The following is a 21,701-nucleotide window of genomic DNA, read 5'->3' as shown; positions in this document are numbered from 1 at the left end:
TATTTCGTCAATATTTAATGTAAATTTGAAACAGATTACTTCATTTTAATCAACAACTAAAAATAATTAATCTGTATATATCAACCTGGAGCAATCCATAACAAATAACATCAAGTATGGGTATAAGAATTCGAATTGCTGCATTGGTTTTATTTGCATCATCTAACCTAATGGCACAAGTCCAAGAAAAGGACACGGTAAATGAAAAAGTCATTCAATTGAATGAGGTGATAGTGAAAGGAGTGAAATACATTCCGAAAGGCGATCACACGTTGTTGTTCCTGTCGAAAAAGAACCGTAACTTCGGTACGAACGCATTGGATGCAGTGTCATCGTTAGGACTCTTCCGAACCACACTTAATGAAACAGAACTCACATCGTTCGACCACAAGCAGGTATTCGTCTTAATCAATGGTATTCCTTCCACAGCGTTAGACCTTCGCACCTTCAAGGCCGACGAGGTGAAGAATGTGGAATATTATCCTATACCTCCAGCCCAATACATGGCATTGACAAGTGGGCCGGTGGCAAACATTGTGATGAAGAAAAAGCACAACAAGCTTTATACTGCCTATATAAATACAAGCAATGCCGTTACTACCGGATTCGGAACCAATCAGGCTAATTTCACCTATGCCGATTCGCTCAATCAAGTTAAGGTTAACTATTTCACCGACTATCGCAACGTCGGCGACATCAGCCTTGACTCATACTATGATTACGGCAAAGGCAACATGACTCTCTATCGTGGCGATGATAACCGATATAAAGGAAACTATCAATACGTGCAGACTACCTACCAACGGTTTCAGTCAAGACATCTGTTCAATGCCAACCTCAAATATATATGGAATCCACGCAAGCAGTCGTTTGCATCAGAAATCGAAATGCCCGAAATACAGCAGAAAGGAACAAATGCAGACAAGTTGGAAAGCCATTCACGCACCCTCGTGGCAGATTTGTTCTACAATTACTCGTTGGGAAAACGACGCTCACTGGCAGTGAATGTTGTAAATACGTTTTCGAAATCAAGTTCCGACCATTTTCTGCAGCAGGAATTCCCTGAGGACATTTCTGGTATGAACTCACATATTGACGAAAATATAAAGAACCGCACCTACTCATTCCTCACAAACGTTGCTTATTCCGCCCCTCTCTTAGGCGGTTCGTTTAGTGCGGGAGCCAAATACGAGTATCTGCATCTGCGACAGCAATACCTTACTGATACCTATCTGACCACATCCCACACCGGTACACTCTACACCGGTGTATACTGGAAGGTAAGAGGAATAACACTTTATCCTACATTAGGTCTGTATCAAAACAAACAAATCACAGAATCAGACACCTATAATTCTACACTTCCTTACTTCCGCCTCTACTCCGACTGGTGGGGCAAGAAAGCATGGAAAGGATTCAGTGTGCAACTAACTACCCAAATCAAGATGCAGCGACCTACATCCGGACAGCTCACGACATCTGCAACTCATATCGACCGTAACTTTATAGCTATGGGTAATCCTAATCTGAAACCATATTGGGAATGGAACAACAACCTGCTGCTTGCCTATTTCTCACCCAATAACGACAATCAGATTGTACTACAGTACACGCCAAAATACAGATACCACCCATTCGTCCCCACACTTTCTGTCGACAACAATATTGTCTATTCGCGTCCACAAAAGATATCCCACTCCTTTGACAATGTGCTTAATCTGTTCGGCTTATGGTATCCAGTGTCATGGTTGGAGTTTTCTCCTTATGTAGAATATTATTATTCCACACTCGACACCCCATCACAAGATGTAAGGCTGTCATATTTCCGTACGGGTTGCACCATAACCATTTCGCGCAACAGTTGGGCATTGACGCTGGCAGCCAACTCTCCTACCAAAGAAGTTTCTGGTGATTTGACAATGAGAGGAAGCGCCCAATTTGCCACCACATTCCAATACAAATACAAGGATTGGGCTTTCGGTGCCAAATGGAACTACTCGGCACACAACGACTACGTTGAGGGAAAATGCGAAGGCTTCTCGTATAAAGAAAACAAAGACTGGAAACCATTACACTCCATGGTGCGCCTTACCGCGACTTGGTCATTCTCGAAGGGAAAAGCACGCAGACATCAACGCAAGTCGCTTAACAATGAATATACAGACGATGGTCTGACCAACGACAATACTCCCAAAATGGCTAATTAAGAAATGAGCATATCTACAAGAAAAAAGGACAACGCTTTATTCGTTGTCCTTTTTCTTGTCTTTACGCATATATCGCAAATTCAATGCTCCCATAAGCATGCCGAAGAGTACACTCTCCACAATGAGGCTGACGATGCTTTGGTCGCGTCCCCATCCGAAGAGCAGACTTGCCACGATACATATCACAAAGTAAATCACGGTGAAGCCGACCGCCAAAGCCAGCCATTCAATCATCTTGTCTTTTGTTATCTTCATACATTCAACACTTAACATTCAACACTCCACACTCCACATTCATCACTCCCCCAGCGTCACCACCTCGCAATCCTTCATCTCTGCGCCGTCGATGGTGAGCCTGACGATTGTGCGCTCCTTCTGCCAACCCTGACGTCCGGCAGCACCGGGATTGATATGGAGCAGACGCAGGGTGCGGTCGTAGTTGATGCGGAGTATGTGCGAATGGCCGCTGATAAACAGCTGTGGCGGACGCTCCATAAGTTCGCGGCGTATGCTGGGGTCGTATCTGCCCGGATAACCGCCTATGTGCTTCATCAACACCTCCACGTCCTCACACTTGAAGCGCAACACCTCGGGAAACATACGCCTCAGTTCGGCACCGTCGCCATTGCCATACACAGCACGCAACGGGCGTATGGCAGCCAGCTGCTCTGCCATTTCGGTAGAGCAGAAGTCGCCACAATGCCATATCTCGTCGCAGGGTTCGAGATATTTACGATAGCGTTCGTCCCAATACGAGTGGGTGTCGCTGATTATTCCTATACGTTTCATCTGCTTGCTTTGCCCGAAGCCTGTACCTTTCTTACGAAATCGGCTATAAACTCCTTGGTACCCTCAAGTCCGAGCACCGACGAATTGATACACAAATCGTACGACGAGCTGTCGCCCCAACGCTTGCCAGTATAGTAGTTGTAGTAAGACGAGCGTGTGTCCTCACGGCTCTCTATCAACTTGCGCGCCTCATCGGGCGAGCAATTAAGGCGGTGGCAGACGTTCTTGATGCGCTCGTCGATGTCGGCTGTGACAAAAACCGTAACCATGTTCCGATGCTCGCGCAGCACATAGTCGGCACAACGGCCCACAAATACGCACGGCGACTCAGTGGCAGCCTTGCGTATGGCGTCGCTCTGCAGACGGAACAGATTCTCCTGCGAGAGTCCGTTGTCGTAGAACGACGAGTCGCTGATGAACGGCACGTGCATGTGGAATATCTGGTCGAGAAATCCCTTGCGCTCGTCGTTCTTCTCAAAAAACTCCTCACTGAATCCACTCTCCTTTGCCGCAAGGTTGAGCACTTCGCGGTCGTAGAACTTGCAGCCGAACTCGTCGGCAAGCATCTTGGCTATGGTTCGGCCACCGCTACCCAGCTGTCGGCCCACGCTTATTATAAGATTGTCGTTATTATTCATAGATATATATCGTTTTGTGTTATTACGTTCAGACTGTTGCAGGTGCCGACTTCTTCAGTCGCTTAATATAAGCAGTCAGCATTATCACTGCCACAACAGCCGAAATGAAGTCGCTAATGGGCTGCGCATACCACACACCATCGGTCTGATAGAAGTTGGGCAGGATTATAAGCAGCGGCAGGAGAAACAGCAGCTGGCGCGAGAGCGACAGAAACATGCTCACCTTTGCCTTGCCTATACTCTGGAAGAATCCCGTACACACCATCTGCACACCCACTACGGGGAACACAAGCATGATGACACGTATGGCATGTTCGGAGATACGTATCAGCGTCTCGTCGGTGGTAAAGAGTCGGGCGCACTCATAAGGTATGGTTTGGGCAATGATGAAGCCCGTGGTGGCTATGCACACGGCAACACACATGGTGTACTTCAGCGCCAGCAGCAGACGATCGTAGTGACGCGCACCGTAGTTGTAGCCGGCAATGGGGAACATGCCCTGGTTCATACCCATATTAATCATCACGAAGATGAAAGCTATCTTATTGCAGATGCCGAAGGCTCCTACTGCCATATCGCCACCATGGCGCATCAGAGCGTTGTTGATGAAGATGATGACGATACACGAGCAGACGTTCATGGCAAAAGGCGATACGCCTATTGCCAAAATGTTCTTCATTATATGCGACACGGGGCGGAAGATGCCACGACGGAAGTGGACTATGCATTGCGGATTGCTGAATATGCGCAGCTGCCATGCCAGCACTGTGGCTTGGGCAATAATAGTAGCAAGCGCTGCTCCGCCTATGCCCATGTGGAGCGGCCAGATGAATATAGGCGACAGTATGGCATTGAGAATTACGGTCATGATGGATGCCATCATAGCCGAACGGGGTTTGGAAGCTGCTCGCAATATGGCGTTCATGCCGAAGAACATGTGCGATATGGCGTTGCCTGCCAGTGTAATGACCATATACTCGCGGGCATAAGGCAGCGTGGCTTCGCTGGCGCCGAAGAACAATAGTATGGGGTTGAGAAACAAAAGTGTAATTATACTGAACGCTACGCCAATAATGATGTTCAGCGTCACGGCATTGCCGAATACTCGCTCGGCTGTGTCATAGTCTTTCTGTCCGAGCTTTACTGATATGCATGTCGATGCTCCTATGCCTACGCCGGCTCCGAATGCCGCACCGAGATTCTGCAGGGGGAATGTGATAGCCAATCCGCTGATGGCCAATGGTCCGCAACCCTGTCCGATAAAGATGCTGTCGGTCATATTGTAGAGCGATGCCGCTGTCATGGCGGCTATAGCCGGCAGGGCATACTGCATGAGCAGACTGCCTACAGGCTTGGTGCCGAGTTCAAGGGTTGCTTGCTTGCTGTTATCCATAAATTATATTTTAAGTAAAAAGAGTTTTTAAGTCACGAATTACCATGAATTATCCATGAATTTCAGCCACGAATTGTCATGAATTAATTCGTGAGATTCGCGTGATTCGTGGTAAAAGATTCAACACGAATTACACTAATCACACGAATATGGGGAGGCTTGATTAATGTTAAATGTTAAATGTTAAGTGTTATCAAGCCTCCTAACACTTAACACTTAACATTTAACACTTACCAATTACCCCTTACTCTCCGTAAATTTCCTTCAGCTTGGCACCGAGCTTATCGCCACGTAGGTCGGCAGCGATGATTGTGCCGTTGGGGTCGACGAGGAAGCTTGCAGGAATTGAATTCACACCATACACCTGGCCGGCTACAGTCTGCCATCCCTTGAGGTCAGACAGATGAATCCATGGCATCTGCATGTCTTCGATGGCCTTCTTCCAGCTGTCGAGCTTGTTGTCGAACGAGAGAGCCACGATGTTGAAGCCTTTGCCCTTATACTTCTCGTAAGCAGCCTTAACGTTAGGCATCTCGCCACGACATGGTCCGCACCATGAAGCCCAGAAGTCGAGCAGCACATAGTTGCCCTTGCCAAGATATTCCGAGAGCTTATGCGGCTGGCCGTTTACGTCGTTCTCCTCAAGGTCGGTAAACTTCTGTCCGATGAAGGCTGCCTTCTTTGCCAGCATCTTCACCGTCTGGTTGGCACGTGCCAATGCCGGATGATTTACATAAGCATACTTGGCATCGAAGAGGTCCTTAATCTGTTCGAACTCCAGCTGGTAAACCAGATTGCCAAGGAAAGCGGCAGGAATCAGATTGTTCTGATTGGCCTTTACAATCTCCAATGTGCGGTTTGCAATGCGCTCCTGCACTGGAGCCATCTTGGCCTCAAGCTCCTTAGTCAACTTCTGCAACTGCTCCTGCGTAGCACCCGACTGGCGAGCCTTGTTATACTCATCGAAGAAAGGCTTCAACTCATCGTTCATTGCGTCAAGCTCATTGTCGTAAGCCACGAGCTTGTTGTTCTGCTCAGAAGCGCTGATTGTCTTCTTCACCATGTCGGCCTGAATAGGAGTGCCGTCGTTGAAGAAAGGCATAGCATAAGGAGTCTGCTTGATAAAGATGCGCAGCAGAGCGTCTTTCTGTGCAGTGCCCTTCAGGGCAAACTTGCCGGCTGTCACTGCAGCGCTGTCGCATAAAGCCTGATTGCCACGCGCCAACGGATTGACGATATATACCTTTTTTACATCAGCGGCACATGTACCCTTGATGTTGTACTCAGCTGTCTGCTGGGCAAATGCAGCCATTGCTACAAAAGCAAGAGCTACTGTTGAAAAAATACTCTTCATCATTCTTTCAATTTGTTGAATTTGATTTTCTTGTATGTTGAATCCTAAATTTTTTTATGCTACAAAAGTACTGATTATAATCAATACAACCAAAAATATCGTTTCTTTATTATGTTTTTTCAACATACCAACAAAAATGCGGCACAACTCTCATCGAGCAGTGCCGCATCTTTATGTTTAACTTAAAATGTTTTCGTATTAATGAAGATCCTCACGGACTCTCATTTTTACCTGTTAAACAATCGATAAAAAATTTACCTTAAACCTAATAACTAAAAACCTAAATCTATTACTACTAACCTAAACAATCTATTAACCTTTTGACGATGCAAAGGTACAAACATTTTTTTGTGCACGCAAACAAACAGCCGTTTTTTTAGCTTCTTTTAGTGGTTTTGTTGATTTAAAGCAACTGATTGTGTACGAACACAACAGTTTTTTACATTCATTAAAAAAGCGTATCCCGACAATCACTGCCAGGATACGCCCGAAAAAAATTTACAATCTTATCTAACTATAAACCTGTGTCATAGTCTTTATACAAAATTTACCATCTATTATCCTTTTAATTGATTGCAACAGGAGAGTCAAGTGTCACATAGCGCAACTCGCTTGTATTGTCACCATAAGCATTTGACAGACCGTTCATGCCATGATTAGATGCATCACGAGTATACCACTTGCCATCTTCGCCCTTGAACTGGTCGGTACCATTGAGCTTGTAGTAGAACATCAAGCCCTCTGATGCAGGATCTACATTGAGCATGTTCTGCTTAATCTGATTGGCTGTACGTGCTACTGTCCACATACGTACCTCACTCATCTTGCCGTAGAACGGACGCTCACCCCACATAAAGCCAGCAACCTTGCCAATGAAGAAGTCGCTCAAGTCAAACTGCGGAGTATCCCATACTGATTCAGCAGCCTTCTCGCCATCAATGTAGAGAACAGCGCGACCTGTTGGCTGATCGTAAGTAAAGGCTACATGATACCACTTGCCAGTAGTAAGACGCTGCTGTGTATAGAAGTGCTTAGAACCTGCAATCTGGAGCAAATCTCTATCAATACCGCCACCGGTATCACCGATACGCAGGATGAGGGTACCCTCACGACCCATAATAGTCATATTGCCATTCCAGCCCCACTGATCGATATAGATGAGAGCCTCGTATGTAAGCGACTTAACCGGCTGTGATGTAACAGGCACCTTGATATGTGTACTGTAAATCTTGCCAACAGTCAAAATACGTACCGGCTTATTCAGCACGATATATACAATGTCTGTACCTTCGATAACGGGCTGTGAAGACTGTACACGTACCGGCAGCAAGAATGTCTTGCCTTCCTCGATAGCACCAAGGTTGGTCAGATGCAATTTGATTTTGCCTGCATATACCTTACCCTTTTCGATAGTGGCGCTTGTAGTGCTAAGCGATGCATTGTTAGCATCGAAAGCCTCATAGTTTGTACCATTCTTCTTGTTGTACTCATCTACATATTTCGAGTCAAGGATTGAGTATGAAACATCGACATCGGCATCGCTCCTGTTTGACAGACGTGCGCTGAGGTCATAGTCCATCGACTCCTGGTCTTCAACAACAAGTTTGCTCTCCTTGCTGTCGAAATATACCTTAGGCTCAAGCAGGTCGCTCTCGCTGTCGTTGCACGCAGTGAAAGACAAAGCGGCGAGACAAACTGCTACATATTTCAATATATGTTTGTTCATAATAGTTGTCAATTAATTAAATGAAAAACTGAAGTTTTAAGGTTATTTGCCCTCAGCAGAGCCGTTCTGCGACGCCTTCCACTCGTTGAACACCTGCTGATTGATCTGTATAGCCTGACGCATCCAACGGTAGTCGGGAGTGTTGTCGTAGTCGTTATCGAAACGATAAGCACCTACACCACCCTTGCAGCCATTCTCTGGCATCCAACTGGCCTGACGAAGCAACTGTCCACCTGAAGCGAAGTTGCTCTCGAAGTTCTCAGCGATGATGAGCTTCTTGGTATCGCCAGGACCATAGTAATGAGGACGCGAACTGCCATACGACTGAGTAATCCAGTAGTCTACATAATCGTCACACTCACGATCGAAGTAATTAATCAGACCGTCAATTACAAGCAACTTGTGACCCTTACCCTCAGGATCGCTCATCGGACCAATGTACTTGCCCATCTCCTTGACGAGGAACTTGATAGTAGTGCCGTTGAGTGTACCGTCCGAATCGTTGAATCCGCTGCCCGGCTCCCAGTCGATATCGAAACCGTCCCACTCGCTTACAACAAGCGAGTCGCACAAAGCCTTTGCAAATTTGGCCAAAGCCTGATTCAGGTTCTCTGTATTGTTGAGGTCGTGAGATGTAAAGCCCCAGAAATCCCAGCGGGCAAACTTCTTTTCTTGCTCAATCTTGTTCTGGCTCCATCCTTCGGCAGCAGCCTTCTTGTCAATCTCCTCGTAAATATACGCCGGAGTACGTCCCTTGCCAAGGTGTGAGAGAAGACTTACCTCAAGGAGCTTGATGCCCTTCACCTTCTGGGCAAACTCCTTGTCCTTCTTCTGTGCCTCGGTAATCTCGTAGCGTCCCGGAGCACCGCTCCACATAGAGATGATGTCCATACTGTCGGGCACTGACGAAAGATAGCCCTTACGCATAACACCTGAAGGAGCCCAGTTAGAGAACCAGCCGAAGGCTACCGGACGACCATAGTTGTTGGCCTGAGCCTTATACTCGCGCAAGTTGACATAATAGGGGTCGTTGATCGGATCAGAACCCGTCTGGTGTCCTCCTACGTGGTCGATCTCCACGTTTTCCACATCGGTACAAGCGGTCATTGTGAATGCAAGCGCTGCAGCCGGTATGATATATAATAATTTCTTAAAAACGTTCATTGTATATTATCTTTAAAGAGTATAATAATGTATTTGTTTCGGTTGGCAAGGCTTACTTGCAATCCCACCACAGATGGGTATCTGATCTGTCTTGACCACCATTACCGTTATTGAACAGCTTGAGGGCGTTGTCGTAGATTTCCTTACCGTCCTGAGTCTGATAGAAGCTGACTGGATAAATCATACGACGTATGCCACCCTCTACAGTAGCTCCCTGGCTTGAACCACGGTTGGTAGCTACCTTATGAAGTACCGGATAGCCTGTGCGGCGCCACTCTGTCCATGCCTCCTGTCCGTTAGGATAGAGAGCAATCCACTTCTGAATCATAATCTTCTCGAGCTTATCCTCCTGTGAGCCTTCAAACTCTACAGTTGTTTCGCAAGGAGCGGGATTGTTAAAACCATATCTCCAATGGCTTACAACATCGGCTATAGGAGTCTTGCCTGAGTACATGTATGAGTCAACCGACGACTTGATACCATTCTCGTCGAACGACATCTGGATGCCCTGCTCATAAAGCGACTCTGCATCGCCAAACTCACCACCCCATACAAGGGCAGCCTCTGCACGAAGGAAGTAAACCTCTGACGCACGCAACCAATAAGTAGGAGTAGAAGCCGTGATATTAGGTTTAGAGAAATTCTCGTATGTAGAGTTCTGTCCCTTCGTATGACCGAGAGGCACACCCTGATACTTCTCACCGTCGAATGCCTCAATGCCATAAGTGCATGACTCATCTACCGGCAGGAAATAAGCGCTCAAACGAGGGTCTTCATAACCTACAAGATAAGAAACCATTGATGTACCCATACGAGTCTCGTTGTACTGATCGGCAAGCCACTGGATATTGTTACGGAACACCAGACCTGCACCTGTACCCATCTTAGCCTCATCCTTCTGGTCGGTCATCACACCGTAGGTCTGATTGAGAGCCTGAGTGGCATACTTCTGAGCCATCTCGTTGTCGGCAAAGCGTACACGCATTGCAAGACGCAGCATGAGTGAGTTGGCATAACGCACCCACTTGGCAGCATCGCCAGCATATACAGCATCATAATTCTTCATTATGCTTACACCGTTCTCAGCCTTTTCGGTCAATACCTCAATAGCTTTGGTAAGATCCTTGAACATAGCTGTGTATACATCCTTCTCGCTGTCGAACGGAATCTTCATTGAAGCGTCGGCTGCATGTGTGTAAGGAATCGGACCAAATGACTCAAGAGCTTTGTGCCATGCCGAAATCTTCAGCACCTGAGCCAGAGCGAACACCTCCGGGGTATTGTTGTCCTCTGACGCCTTCTTCAGTTTCTTCCATGCGTTGAGAGCGTTGGTGTATGTACACTTGTATGTTTCAGCAACCCAACCGTCTACGAGGAAGTATGATGTATTGTTGTTACCACCACTCCAACTGTTGTTCTGTCCGAAATAGCCGCTCCAAGAGTCGGCTGAAAGGTTGAAGGCAATCTGATACTGGTTGATTACGCCAGTATCGTCGGCCTGTGTACCCACGGGGATGACAGTCTTTTCGAGAGCTGTGATGAGTCCGCCCACAGCGAAGTCGTCGCGTGTACCTTCCTCCTCAGTCATCTCGAACTGGTTGGTGTTGACTTCCTCAAAGTCGCATGAAGAAGTCGTGAGTGCCATGGCGCAGATGGCCATGAGCGTATATCGATTTACTGTTTTCATATAGAAGAGGTTCAATATTAGAATTTAAATTTAACACCGAAGCCGAAGCTACGAACGCTTGGCTGCATGAAGTAGTCGTTGCCCTGTCCGTAAGTGCTTGTCGACGGAGTGAGTTCGGGGTCGAACGGAGCCTTGCAGTATATCATCCATGGATTGTTGGCGATGAACGAAACTGTTACGTCCTTCAGCACACCACCAAACCAACGGTTAGGCATAGTGTATGAGCAGGTGAGTTCCTGGAGGCGGATGTTTGTTGCCTTGTAAACATAGTAGCCTGATGTCTCATAGTTGCCGGTACCAATCATCTGGAAGTAAGTCTTGGCATCTACCGGACCCTGTCCAGGAATCATATATCCACCAGCGTCGCGAGCCTCAGCCGAGCGTTTTGATACACCGAAGCGGTCGAGCAATGCCTCTGTTGATGATGTTACGACACCACCGAAGCGGCCATTGATGAGGAAGCTGAGTCCGAAGCCCTTGTATGAGAATGAGTTGTTCCATCCAAGGTTGAAGTCAGGAGCAGTCTTGCCAAGATAAACAGGTTCGCCGCGTTCTACACCGAACGAGCCGTCGGTCTTCACCTCAACGAATCCAAGGTGGTCCTTCTTGAGGAATGTGTTGGCATAGATGTCGTGAATGCTGCCACCCTTCTTCAGGATTGTACGTCCCTTGTCCTTGAGCACTTCAGGAATATTGATTGCCTCATCCATAAGCGGAGTGTGATAGTCGTTCACCATCTCCTTTATCTCATTGACGTTGCGTGAGAATGATACTGTAGAAGAAATCTGCAATCCGCACTTCAGACGGTCGCTATAGTTGAGCGAAGCCTCCCAACCGCGGTTCTCTACATCACCTGCTTGCAGATAAATCTGCTTGTAACCGGTAAACTCAGGCAACTCACCGAGGAATGTCTGGTTCTTGGTGTTAGAGTGATAGTATGTAACCTCAGCTGACAACTTGTTCCACAGACGGAAGCTCAAACCAAACTCGTATGAACGTGTACGCTCTGCCTTGAAGTCGGTGAACGGATAGATTGAACGAGGATTGAGTGTACCACCTACGATAGGCTCAGTAACTGTGCCAGGAGTCAAACCAGAACGCGAGATAGGCGCACCAACCTCAGTGTACGAACCGCGTACCTTAAGATAAGAGATGAACTCAGGCAACTTCACCATCTCAGAGATGATACCCGAAAGACCTACTGAAGGATAGAAGAACGACTCCTCGTCGGTGTTTACAAGACGTGAGTTCCAGTCGTTACGACCGGTCATTGTGAGGTAAACCATTGAGCGCCATCCCAACTCTACGTTGGCAAAAGCAGCATGGTTGCGTACATGGCTGTCACCACCCGATTCAGAAACACGTCCGTTTGACGGGTCTATATTTGATGCACTGAACTTGTTGGTCACACCAAGCAATGTTCCCTTATATCCACGATCCTCATTCCAATAGTTAGAGTAGCTCCAACCGATGTTGGCAGAGAGGCTGAAATCAGCAAAGTTCTTGTTGATATTAGCCATCACATCAGCATAGTCCTGATGGTCGTTGTAGTTAGAGTAGCCATAGTGTCCCTTCGGGCCCTCAGCAAACTTCTGGTCAGAAGTAGCGTAAATCTTGCGCTGGAACTTAACGAAGCTGTCGTCGAGACGATAACGTGCTGCAACGTTAATCCAAGGAGCAATCTTGTATGTCAAACCGAAATTGAACATATAGCGACGCTTGTCGTTGGTGGCAACGTTGCGGTATGCTGTCCAGTACGGGTTCTGCGATGCATATGTAGGCTCGCTTACCGGCCAGTACTGCACTGGAATACGACGTGACTCGTCCCAACGCTCAAACACCTTCATCTCGTTGAAGTTCTCGCCACGCGGGAAGAGGTAAGCAGCCATAACTGGGTTCCAGTACTGTCCCTGCGAAACCATGTTCTTGTCGTCCTGCTTAACAAACGAAGCACCGAGGTCGAGCTGCAACTTGTCGTTGAGGAATGATGAAGAGTTGCGGATTGTTATGTTCAGACGGTTGTACTCGTTGTTAGGAACGATGCCGGCAGAATTTGTCGATGAAATAGAAGCAAATGTCTGGTTGGTCTTGTTGCCTGTAGTAAGAGTAACCGAGTTGATGAAGTTTGTACCCGTATTGAAGAAGTCCTTCTTCGGGTCGTAGCTTGACGGAACGTCGAGCTTGTCGCCCCAGCTCTCATATACGTCACGCTTGTTGCCGTATGTGTTCTGGAACTCAGGTGTCATGTATGCCTTGCTGAACTCTGAAGAAGAAGAGAATGTAACCTGAAGCTTGCCTTCCTTACCCTTCTTGGTGTTGATAAGAATCACACCATTGGCAGCGCTACTACCATACAATGCAGCTGCCGACGGACCGCTGAGCACCGAGATTGACTCGATATCCTCGGGGTTGAAGTCGGCGATACCTTCCGTACCTGCCTTGCCCTCGCCCATGATACCACTGTCTGAGCCCATGCTGTTGTTGAACAATGGAATACCGTCTACTACATACAAAGCGTTGTTGTTGCCCTCAAGCGACTTGGCACCACGCATCACAACGCGTGTAGAACCACCCACGCCACTACCACTCTTATTGATAGTAACACCGGCAATCTTACCATTAAGCGAGTTTACGAAGTTGGCATCCTTAACACGTGTCAACTCGTCGCTCTTCACCTGCTGTACGTTGTACGACAGGGCCTTCTCTGCACGCTTGATACCGAGAGCGGTAACTACCACCTCGTTGAGCTCGCGCGAAGCAGGCTTCATAGCCAGTTTATAGTTGTCGCTTTCGCCAACACGTACGCTCTTCGGCTCGTAGCCGATGTAAGTAACCTCAAGGTCGGCACCCTCAGTGGCGTCAAGAGTGAAGTTGCCGTCAATGTCTGTAACGGTAGCGTTCTGTGTGCCACGCTGGCGCACAGCTGCTCCAATAACAGGCATACCAGCCTCGTCTACGATAGTTCCGTTGACACGCTTCTTCTGCTTGCCGTTCTGCTGTCCGTTGCTCTTGTTCTGAGCCTTGACACCCTTAGACACTACGATGTTCTTACCCTTGATTTGATATGAGACATTCTGTCCATCAAGGATCTGACCGATAGCCTGCTTCAGGTCTTTAGCATTGACGTTTACCACCTTCTGGGTGTTGACGTCGGATGCGGCAAACACGAAAGAGTATCCACTCTTTTCTCTCAATTCTGTCATAGCACGTTCTACGCTCACGCCCTTAAGATTAAGCTTAATGCTTTGGGCGAATGTAGATAGATTCATGCACAACAGAAGCGCGCCCACTGTGAGGCCTTTTCTTTTGATGTTCATTGCACTATAGGTTAAAAGTAAATATAAATTGTTGTTTTGATTTAGCTTTAGTTACTGTTTTTTTAGGCAGACAATGCCCTGTGCACGGTTTTAGCCGCACATTATTATAGTTAGAGGTGTATTGTTCCGCCAAGCGGAAAAGGGTTGTTGGTCTGTGGCTGACAGTTATATATTTGGATTGTTGTTGTCGGTTATGTTTATACGTTTCAGTAGCGTTTGTTTTAAGTTTTTTAAATTGTTTATAGTTTTAGGTTTCTATACTTTTGGTTTTACTTGTATATTCTGACCACATTGCCACTTATGACATAGCGAATATGTCCTGTAGCGGCCAATGTGCCGAGTACATGATCCAGATTCTGGTCCTTGCGGTGGAACACGCCATAGAATCGTGTCTGGGCAAGCGTACGGTTCTCGATGCATATCTTGACACCGTAGCTGCGTTCAAGGTCAATACATATGTCAGCCAGTCTACGACCATTTAGCATTATGGTGCCATCAGTCCACAGGCGGTCGGTTGTCGTGCGGTTCTCGATGCGCAGGTTGCCACTCTGCTTCTCAAGAACGGCACGCTGGTCGGGCGAGAGACGATACTGATAGTCGCCGTCATGGCTCGATCGCAATCCTACCGCTACGCTGCCTTCGTCAAGACTCACCATTGCCGAATGGTCGGAGGGATAGTCGCGGAAGTCGAACTTGGTGCCAAGCACCTGTACGTTAAGGCTTGAAGAGTTCACGATGAAAGGCATCGCTGTGTTGTGATGCACCTCGAAGTAGCCTTCGCCCGAGAGCTTTACTCTACGGTCGCGCACACCGAAACCCTGCGAATACTCCATACGGCTGCCGGCATTGAGCCAAACCTCCGTGCCGTCGGGCAGTGTCATCTTGGTTGTAGACCCTTGCGGTGCCTCCACCTTTATCATGGCGAATGCCTGCTCCATATTGCGCTGTCCAATATTATAGAATAGGTATGAACAAGCACACACTAATACTGCCACCACTGCTGCATAACGCATAAAACTAATAACGTAGCGACGCTTGCCTGTCGGCTTCGCTTTTGGCTGTTCTACAGCTGGCTCACTGACAGTTGGCTTTTCGCCAGATGTCTGGATACGATTCACGAACAGTGCAAAAGCTTTCTTGCTATCATACTGCGAAAGCTCGCTTACATCGGGTGTCGATTGCCAAACCTTTACAAGACGGTTGTATTCCTCGCGGTTGGCTTCACTGGCTTCAATCCACTCATTCAGACGACGGCTTTCGTCGGCTGTAAGTGTGTCGCTGAGCTGTGTTGCTACCAGTTCGTATATCTCGTCTTGCTGCATCAGTTGTTCGTTGGTTTTATTGGGTTTCATTTAGGTGACGAAATTTTAAGAAAAAGGGTTAGTCAAAAATCAAAGTTTTTTTCAAAAAAGTAAAAAAAGTAGTTTTTGTGTCGAAAAAGACCTTTTATCACATTGTCATACCACTGACAAAGAACACGAATACGATGTAGCTTCCAAGTTCTTTGGCAAGCAATTGCAATGCGTTGCGCAAATGATATTTTACCGTACTTACACTGATATTGAGTTCGGACGCTATCTCAGCGTGACGTTTACCCATGAAGCGGCTCAATTCGAACACCCGTCGGCACTCTGCGGGCAGATGCTCTATAGCCATGTCTACACGGTCGGCAAGTTCGTTGCCTACGAGTTGGTCGAGCGGCTGCTCGCCATCGGCAAAATCAGCAATACAGTCACCCTCGGCAAGTTGCGAGGCAGCCACCTCATAGCGTTGGTGTTTGGAGCGCAGATAGTCAATACATCCGTTGCGCACTGCCTGCTGTAGGTAGCTGCGCAACGAAGTGTTGACATTGAGCGTGTCACGGTGTTCCCACATGCGATATATCATATCGCCCACGATTGTCTCTGCCACAAAGCTGTCACGCACATAGCGATTGGCTGTATAGCAGAGCACCTGGTAGTGGGTGTCGAATATATATTGGTAGGCTTCAGTGTCGCCTTCCTTCAACCCCTTGACAACGAGTTTCTCAGAATAGTCCATTAAGCGTATTGCTTTTTTTCAGTCCATCACATTATGAGGGTGTGCAAAATAGGAGTTAGAGGAAGTTAAGAAGAAGTTAATCCCTCTACGATGGATGGAAGTTAACAGACAAATGCTTTATTTTCAGCAATTTATACATATGTCCGCTAACTTCTGTTAACTTCGGGCTAAGCCCAAACTTCTTTTAACTTCTATTTTGACTTTACCCACATATATATTAATGTATGGTAGTTTTCACGATTTTGGTAGGAGCCTGCTCCTTGTTGCGACGGTTCACCACCGTCACTACTGCCTGTGCGAGATTGAGGAATGCCAGTCCGGTAATCGACGAGTTGTCGAGTGCGGCAGGTGTTCCGTTGTCGCCGTTCTCGCAGATGCTCTGTACGAGCGGAATCTGTGCGAGCAATGGCACATTCATCTCTTTTGCGAGATTCTTGCAGCCTTCCTTGCCGAAGATGTAGTATTTGTTTTCGGGCAGCTCGGCAGGTGTAAACCATGCCATATTCTCCACGAGTCCGAGGATAGGCACATTCACCTTGTCGTTGCTGTACATGTCGATGCCCTTGCGTGCGTCGGCAAGCGCCACATTCTGCGGTGTCGATACTATGACGGCACCCGTGATGGCGAGAGTCTGCAGGAGTGTGAGATGTATGTCGCTTGTTCCGGGAGGAGTGTCGAGTATGAAGTAGTCGAGCTCGCCCCAGTCGGCATCGGCAATGAGCTGCTTCAATGCGTTCGACGCCATTCCGCCGCGCCAGAGTGTGGCAGTGTCGGGATTGACGAAGAATCCGATAGAGAGCACCTTGATGCCATATTTCTCAACCGGCTCAATGAGGTCGCGTCCGTCTTTCTTAACAGCGTATGGACGTGCGTCCTCTACTTGGAACATCTTAGGAACCGAAGGACCGAAGATGTCGCAGTCGAGCAGTCCAACCTTGTAGCCCAGTCGTGCCAGTGCAATGGCGAGGTTGGCTGCCACGGTACTCTTGCCTACTCCACCCTTGCCCGAGCTTACTGCTATCACATTCTTTACGTTGGGCAGCAGCTTGCCCACTTCGGGACGTGGCTTTGAGAGATATTCGGTAGAGATTGTCACCTCCACTTCTTTCGATACATGATAGTGAATCGCAGCCTCAGCTGCCTTTACTGTCGACTTGAGGAAGGGGTCGGTGTCGCGCGGGAATATGAGCGAGAACGAAACCTTCATGCCGTCGATGCGCAGATTGTCAGCCACCATGTCGGCCTCCACAAGGTTCTTCTTGTTGCCGGGATAGATAACGGTAGCAAGCGCATCCATTATCAGTTTAGGATATAATGTCATTGTTTTTGAATTTTGAGTTTTGAATTTTGAATTTGGAGTTATTCTCGACTTCGTCTGCGATTGTGAATTTTTGAGTTTTGAATTCAAAATTGAATAATTCCTAATCGGCGTAGCCGACCAATTCAACATTCAAAATTCAAAACTCAAAAATCGAATTTACTTCGCAGAAGTCTTCGGGCTACGCTTGTCGCGGTGATAGCTGCGATACTCGTCGAGCGGTATCTCCACTTCGGGCTCTGTCAGTTCGCCCTGTTTGGGCAATGCAAACTTCATGTACTTGATGTTGAGTCCACGCTCTATCCACATACTCTCGTAGTAGGTCTGAATGCCCAGTATCTCCTGTGTCTGCGCGTCGAGACCATCGGTATGATAAAGGTCTTCGGTGCGGAAGAGCAGCGGCAGATTGTTGTGCTGCTGCATGTATGTGGTATAGGTGAAGAGGAAGTTGGAGTCGGTCTTCAGATGCACCGTTCCACCGTCTACGAGGAAGTGGCGATAGCGCTCAAGGAAGAATGTCGAGGTGAGACGCTTGCGCGGGTTCTTCATCTGCGGGTCGCTGAATGTGAGCCATATCTCCTGCACCTCATCCTCGCCGAAGAAGCGGTCGATAATCTCGATGTTGGTGCGCAGGAATGCCACGTTCTTCAGTCCGTCGGCTATAGCCTGTGTGGCTCCTGTCCACATACGTGCTCCCTTGATGTCAACTCCAACGAAGTTGATGTTGGGGAACATCTTTGCCAGCCCTACTGTATATTCGCCCTTGCCGCATCCCAGCTCGAGCACAATGGGGTTGTCGTTCTTGAAGTACATCTCGCGCCATCGGCCTTTCATCTCAAACGGCACATTGTCGGCTACCGAGAACGGATACTGAAACACGTTCTCGTATCTTTCCATGTCGGCGAACTTCGCCAGTTTTCCTTTGCCCATATATGGTTTTAATAAATTAATCTTTAGTATATTATCAGTATATTCGAAATACTCAACTTGCAAAGTTAACCATTTAAATCGACACTTCAATGGTGAGAAACAAAAATCTTAAAAAAAGACCTGCACCAGAGCAATGTTGATTGCTCCGATGCAGGTCTTTGCCTTATTTAGTTATTTCTTTTTATTCAATCACTACTGTTGTCCAGCCGTGCTTGTCCTCAACGGTGCCATACTGTATGCCACGCAGAGTTTCGTAAAGCTTGGTTGACCATGGGCCCGGCTTCTCACCGAAGTTGTAAACCTTGCCTGTGTCCATATCGTCGAGGTGTGAGATTGGCGAGATAACGGCTGCTGTACCGCATGCTCCTGCCTCCTCGAATGTCTCAAGCTCCTCTTCAGGCACCGGACGACGCTCCACCTTCATACCCAGATCCTCTGCAATCTGCATAAGGCTGCGGTTGGTGATTGACGGGAGGATTGATGTAGACTTAGGAGTGACGTAGGTGTTGTTCTTGATGCCGAAGAAGTTGGCAGCGCCACACTCGTCGACATACTTCTTCTCCTTAGAGTCGAGATAGAACTCGCTGGCGTAGCCCTTGGCGTGTGCAATAGAGTTGGCCTTAAGACTTGCAGCATAGTTGCCACCCACCTTATATATACCTGTGCCGAGCGGAGCAGCACGGTCATAGTCGCGGATGATGACGTACGGATTGCTGGAGAAGCCACCCTTGAAGTAAGGCCCAACCGGAGTAACGAAGATGAGGAACATGTACTCTGAAGCCGGATGTACTCCTACCTGAGCCGATGTGCCGATGAGCAACGGACGGATGTAGAGCGTGGCTCCACTCTCGTATGTAGGGATATACTCCTGATTGAGGCGCACTACCTTCTTCACCATCTCAACGAACAGTTCTGTAGGCAACTCGGGCATCATGATGCCACGGCATGTCGACTGCAAGCGTGCAGCGTTGTCCTCTACACGGAACACACGCACCTTGCCGTCGGGGCAGCGATAAGCCTTCAATCCCTCAAAAGCCTCCTGACCATAATGCAGACAGGTGGCTGCCATGTGCAGTTTCAAATACTCGTCGGAGCAAACTTCAATTTCACCCCACTTACCGTCGCGATAGCAGCAACGTACATTGTAATCGGTCGGCATATAACCGAACGAAAGTTCTGACCATGCTATATCCTTCATAATATTATTATGGTTTTGTTATCTTTCAAGACAAAAGTACGAATAAAAAGGGTTACGTGCAACTATTTCAGACGAAATTTTCTATTTTGCCGTTTTTCCGTCTGTTATGATAGCTTTCTCGATATCGTCCTTATAGTTCAAGTTCATCTTGCGATAGATGTCGTGCATGTGGAGCAGGCGGTCGGCGAAGCTGCCAAACTCGCGCTGGTCCTGATTGGTCCACTGCACCTCGGCGAGGGCAGCAAGTCGTGGCAGCAGTTCCCATTCTAGCTTCTTGGTGTCGGGCACCCACTCTGTCCATATACATCCCTCGGCACCTATCACGTTGGCCTTTTCGCTGTCCGACAAATCGGCAAAAGCCGGATTCACGTCATACACGCGCTTGATGCTCGGTATGCCGGTTATCTGATTGATGCGTGGATTAGAGAAGTAGAAGTTGGTGATTGGAGCCACTACTGTCTTGTGTCCTTCCTTTGCTGAGCGTATAGAGGCTTTCTGGCTTGTCCATGCTATTACGGTGATGTCCTTCGATGGTGTTCCGTCGAGTATCTCGTCCCATCCAAGCATCTTACGGCCACGGGCTTTTATCTCCTTTGCTACCTCGCCCATAAACCACGACTGCAACTGCTCCTCCTTAGAGTGACCCTCGATGTCCTTCAGTCCGAGAGCGGCAATCTTGGCCTGACAACGCTCGCATTCCTTCCAGCGCTCCTTAGGACACTCGTCGCCACCTATATGTATATAAGGTGAGGGGAAGATGTCCATAATCTCGTTGATGACATCCTTGGCAAGTTGCAGGGCGAAGGGCTGACCGGCACACATCACCTCGCGAATCACGCCGAAGTGGCAGCATACGTCGTACGGACCTCCGGTGCATCCCAACTGCGGATAAGCTGCCAGTGCCGACTGGATGTGTCCGGGCATGTCCACCTCAGGAATTACAGTGATGTGGCGTTCGGCTGCATAGCGCACGATGTCGCGTGCCTCGTCCTGTGTGTAATATCCTGACACGGGCTTGCCGTCGTATTCCTTACCGCCAGGCAACACCGTCTGCTTGCGCTTCGAACCAATCTCGGTGAGCAGCGGATACTTCTTAATCTCGATGCGCCAGCCCTGGTCTTCAGTCAGATGCCAGTGGAAATAGTTGATGTTGTGCATTGCGAGCACATCGATAAACTTCTTGATGTAGTCGACCGAGAAATAATGACGACCGCAGTCGAGCATGAATCCACGATAGGCAAAGCGTGGCGCGTCGTGAATCTTGGCAGCCGGCAATGCCACCTCTTTAGCTTCGCTCACCATAGGCAGCGCCTTGGCAAAGGTCTGCAGTCCACGGAACACGGCAGCGTGTGTAGAACCGTTGAGAATGATGAGCTTCTTCGTGACGTTGATGTCGTAAGCCTCGTCGCCACCGGCTACGCTTGCCACGCCCAGACGTATCTGGTTGGAAGCCGAGCGGTCGGTTGCGGTGATGCCGATACCGGTCATAGCCTTGACATACGAAACAAGGAATTCGGCGTTGCGCTTCTGCACAGCGTCGCCTGTAGGATAATAAACTGTGGTGTGGGCATTGATGACGAATGCCGGCTTGGCAACGACTTCTACCGACTGTGGCAATGGTATGACATTCCAGTTACCAGTCTTCACATCCTTTGCCGATACAGCGATGCTGCACAACAGGAGCAACAACGCAAAGAGTTTTTTGGACATAATAGATAGTTTTAAGTATACACAATAAAAATAATGAATACAAAAGTACACAAAAAACTAATATAATGAAAGGAATAATATAGAAAAAACCTCTCCCCAGCCCCCTCCCCCGTAGGGAGGGGAGCAGTATATACAGAAAGCTTGAGTTTTTTAAGCTGTAACAAGCAAACAACTTGAGCATCATCAGCATATTACTCCCCTCCCTACGGGGGAGGGGCCGGGGGTGGGGC

The 21,701-nt window shown here is 48.1% G+C and carries 16 protein-coding genes; 1 reads left to right on the top strand and 15 read right to left on the bottom strand.

Translation table 11 applies throughout. The features are described 5' to 3' along the window. Positions 1-170 precede the first annotated feature (170 nt). A complete protein-coding gene (locus I6E38_RS07350) occupies positions 171-2,207 on the top strand; it encodes an outer membrane beta-barrel family protein (RefSeq protein ID WP_235393353.1) in 2,037 nt (678 codons plus the stop codon). 36 nt (positions 2,208-2,243) lie between these two features. Here the strand turns inward: I6E38_RS07350 and I6E38_RS07345 are convergent, their stop codons facing one another. The 15 genes from I6E38_RS07345 to I6E38_RS07275 form a co-directional block, all read right to left on the bottom strand. Then, positions 2,244-2,462, bottom strand: coding sequence for a hypothetical protein (locus tag I6E38_RS07345; RefSeq protein ID WP_235393352.1), 219 nt, complete (start codon positions 2,460-2,462; stop codon positions 2,244-2,246). Positions 2,463-2,504: 42 nt separating this feature from the next. After that, positions 2,505-2,996 carry a metallophosphoesterase family protein gene (locus I6E38_RS07340; protein WP_235393351.1) on the bottom strand — a complete coding sequence of 164 codons (492 nt, stop codon included), beginning with the start codon at positions 2,994-2,996 and terminating at the stop codon, positions 2,505-2,507. Further along, positions 2,993-3,634 (bottom strand): cytidylate kinase-like family protein, encoded by a 642-nt coding sequence (locus I6E38_RS07335; RefSeq protein ID WP_235393350.1) that lies wholly within the window; start codon positions 3,632-3,634, stop codon positions 2,993-2,995. The genes I6E38_RS07340 and I6E38_RS07335 overlap by 4 nt, the downstream gene beginning before the upstream one ends. A 28-nt stretch (positions 3,635-3,662) precedes the next feature. After that, positions 3,663-5,027 carry an MATE family efflux transporter gene (locus I6E38_RS07330; protein WP_235393349.1) on the bottom strand — a complete coding sequence of 455 codons (1,365 nt, stop codon included), beginning with the start codon at positions 5,025-5,027 and terminating at the stop codon, positions 3,663-3,665. Positions 5,028-5,271: 244 nt separating this feature from the next. Then, positions 5,272-6,384: a TlpA disulfide reductase family protein gene (locus I6E38_RS07325; protein ID WP_235393348.1), complete on the bottom strand. Its 1,113-nt coding sequence runs from the start codon at positions 6,382-6,384 to the stop codon at positions 5,272-5,274. 562 nt (positions 6,385-6,946) lie between these two features. Continuing rightward, positions 6,947-8,107 carry a DUF1735 and LamG domain-containing protein gene (locus I6E38_RS07320; RefSeq protein ID WP_235393347.1) on the bottom strand — a complete coding sequence of 387 codons (1,161 nt, stop codon included), beginning with the start codon at positions 8,105-8,107 and terminating at the stop codon, positions 6,947-6,949. Positions 8,108-8,149: 42 nt separating this feature from the next. Next, positions 8,150-9,271 carry a glycoside hydrolase family 18 gene (locus I6E38_RS07315; RefSeq protein ID WP_235393346.1) on the bottom strand — a complete coding sequence of 374 codons (1,122 nt, stop codon included), beginning with the start codon at positions 9,269-9,271 and terminating at the stop codon, positions 8,150-8,152. Between the two features lie 52 nt (positions 9,272-9,323). After that, entirely contained in the window at positions 9,324-10,958 is a 1,635-nt protein-coding gene (locus I6E38_RS07310) for a SusD/RagB family nutrient-binding outer membrane lipoprotein (protein ID WP_235393345.1), read from the bottom strand. 17 nt (positions 10,959-10,975) lie between these two features. Continuing rightward, a complete protein-coding gene (locus I6E38_RS07305; protein ID WP_235393344.1) occupies positions 10,976-14,275 on the bottom strand; it encodes a TonB-dependent receptor in 3,300 nt (1,099 codons plus the stop codon). Between the two features lie 269 nt (positions 14,276-14,544). Then, complete coding sequence (locus tag I6E38_RS07300; RefSeq protein WP_235393343.1) at positions 14,545-15,627, bottom strand: FecR family protein; 1,083 nt, start codon at positions 15,625-15,627, stop codon at positions 14,545-14,547. Positions 15,628-15,724: 97 nt separating this feature from the next. After that, the gene (locus I6E38_RS07295) at positions 15,725-16,315 is read right to left on the bottom strand and encodes an RNA polymerase sigma-70 factor (protein ID WP_235393342.1); all 591 of its coding nucleotides are present in this window, start codon (positions 16,313-16,315) and stop codon (positions 15,725-15,727) included. A 217-nt stretch (positions 16,316-16,532) separates the two neighbouring features. Further along, complete coding sequence (locus I6E38_RS07290; protein WP_235393341.1) at positions 16,533-17,636, bottom strand: Mrp/NBP35 family ATP-binding protein; 1,104 nt, start codon at positions 17,634-17,636, stop codon at positions 16,533-16,535. 156 nt (positions 17,637-17,792) lie between these two features. Further along, complete coding sequence (gene trmB / locus I6E38_RS07285; protein WP_235393340.1) at positions 17,793-18,563, bottom strand: tRNA (guanosine(46)-N7)-methyltransferase TrmB; 771 nt, start codon at positions 18,561-18,563, stop codon at positions 17,793-17,795. A 181-nt stretch (positions 18,564-18,744) separates the two neighbouring features. After that, the gene (locus tag I6E38_RS07280; protein WP_235393339.1) at positions 18,745-19,761 is read right to left on the bottom strand and encodes a branched-chain amino acid aminotransferase; all 1,017 of its coding nucleotides are present in this window, start codon (positions 19,759-19,761) and stop codon (positions 18,745-18,747) included. Between the two features lie 81 nt (positions 19,762-19,842). After that, positions 19,843-21,471 (bottom strand): beta-N-acetylhexosaminidase, encoded by a 1,629-nt coding sequence (locus I6E38_RS07275; RefSeq protein ID WP_235393338.1) that lies wholly within the window; start codon positions 21,469-21,471, stop codon positions 19,843-19,845. Between the last annotated feature and the right edge of the window lie 230 nt (positions 21,472-21,701).

It is taken from the genome of Leyella stercorea (assembly GCF_021531355.1).
GTDB lineage: Bacteria > Bacteroidota > Bacteroidia > Bacteroidales > Bacteroidaceae > Prevotella.
The sequence above is the reverse complement of the archived record's forward strand: the minus strand, read 5'-3'. Positions and strand labels throughout refer to the sequence as shown.

What these genes read in the sequence shown, in the direction of transcription:
- I6E38_RS07350 (WP_235393353.1), top strand. Translation starts at nt 171, where the DNA reads ATGGCACAAGTCCAAGAAAAGGACACGGTAAATGAAAAAGTCATTCAA.
- I6E38_RS07345 (WP_235393352.1), bottom strand. Translation starts at nt 2,462, where the DNA reads ATGAAGATAACAAAAGACAAGATGATTGAATGGCTGGCTTTGGCGGTC.
- I6E38_RS07340 (WP_235393351.1), bottom strand. Translation starts at nt 2,996, where the DNA reads ATGAAACGTATAGGAATAATCAGCGACACCCACTCGTATTGGGACGAA.
- I6E38_RS07335 (WP_235393350.1), bottom strand. Translation starts at nt 3,634, where the DNA reads ATGAATAATAACGACAATCTTATAATAAGCGTGGGCCGACAGCTGGGT.
- I6E38_RS07330 (WP_235393349.1), bottom strand. Translation starts at nt 5,027, where the DNA reads ATGGATAACAGCAAGCAAGCAACCCTTGAACTCGGCACCAAGCCTGTA.
- I6E38_RS07325 (WP_235393348.1), bottom strand. Translation starts at nt 6,384, where the DNA reads ATGATGAAGAGTATTTTTTCAACAGTAGCTCTTGCTTTTGTAGCAATG.
- I6E38_RS07320 (WP_235393347.1), bottom strand. Translation starts at nt 8,107, where the DNA reads ATGAACAAACATATATTGAAATATGTAGCAGTTTGTCTCGCCGCTTTG.
- I6E38_RS07315 (WP_235393346.1), bottom strand. Translation starts at nt 9,271, where the DNA reads ATGAACGTTTTTAAGAAATTATTATATATCATACCGGCTGCAGCGCTT.
- I6E38_RS07310 (WP_235393345.1), bottom strand. Translation starts at nt 10,958, where the DNA reads ATGAAAACAGTAAATCGATATACGCTCATGGCCATCTGCGCCATGGCA.
- I6E38_RS07305 (WP_235393344.1), bottom strand. Translation starts at nt 14,275, where the DNA reads ATGAACATCAAAAGAAAAGGCCTCACAGTGGGCGCGCTTCTGTTGTGC.
- I6E38_RS07300 (WP_235393343.1), bottom strand. Translation starts at nt 15,627, where the DNA reads ATGAAACCCAATAAAACCAACGAACAACTGATGCAGCAAGACGAGATA.
- I6E38_RS07295 (WP_235393342.1), bottom strand. Translation starts at nt 16,315, where the DNA reads ATGGACTATTCTGAGAAACTCGTTGTCAAGGGGTTGAAGGAAGGCGAC.
- I6E38_RS07290 (WP_235393341.1), bottom strand. Translation starts at nt 17,636, where the DNA reads ATGACATTATATCCTAAACTGATAATGGATGCGCTTGCTACCGTTATC.
- trmB (WP_235393340.1), bottom strand. Translation starts at nt 18,563, where the DNA reads ATGGGCAAAGGAAAACTGGCGAAGTTCGCCGACATGGAAAGATACGAG.
- I6E38_RS07280 (WP_235393339.1), bottom strand. Translation starts at nt 19,761, where the DNA reads ATGAAGGATATAGCATGGTCAGAACTTTCGTTCGGTTATATGCCGACC.
- I6E38_RS07275 (WP_235393338.1), bottom strand. Translation starts at nt 21,471, where the DNA reads ATGTCCAAAAAACTCTTTGCGTTGTTGCTCCTGTTGTGCAGCATCGCT.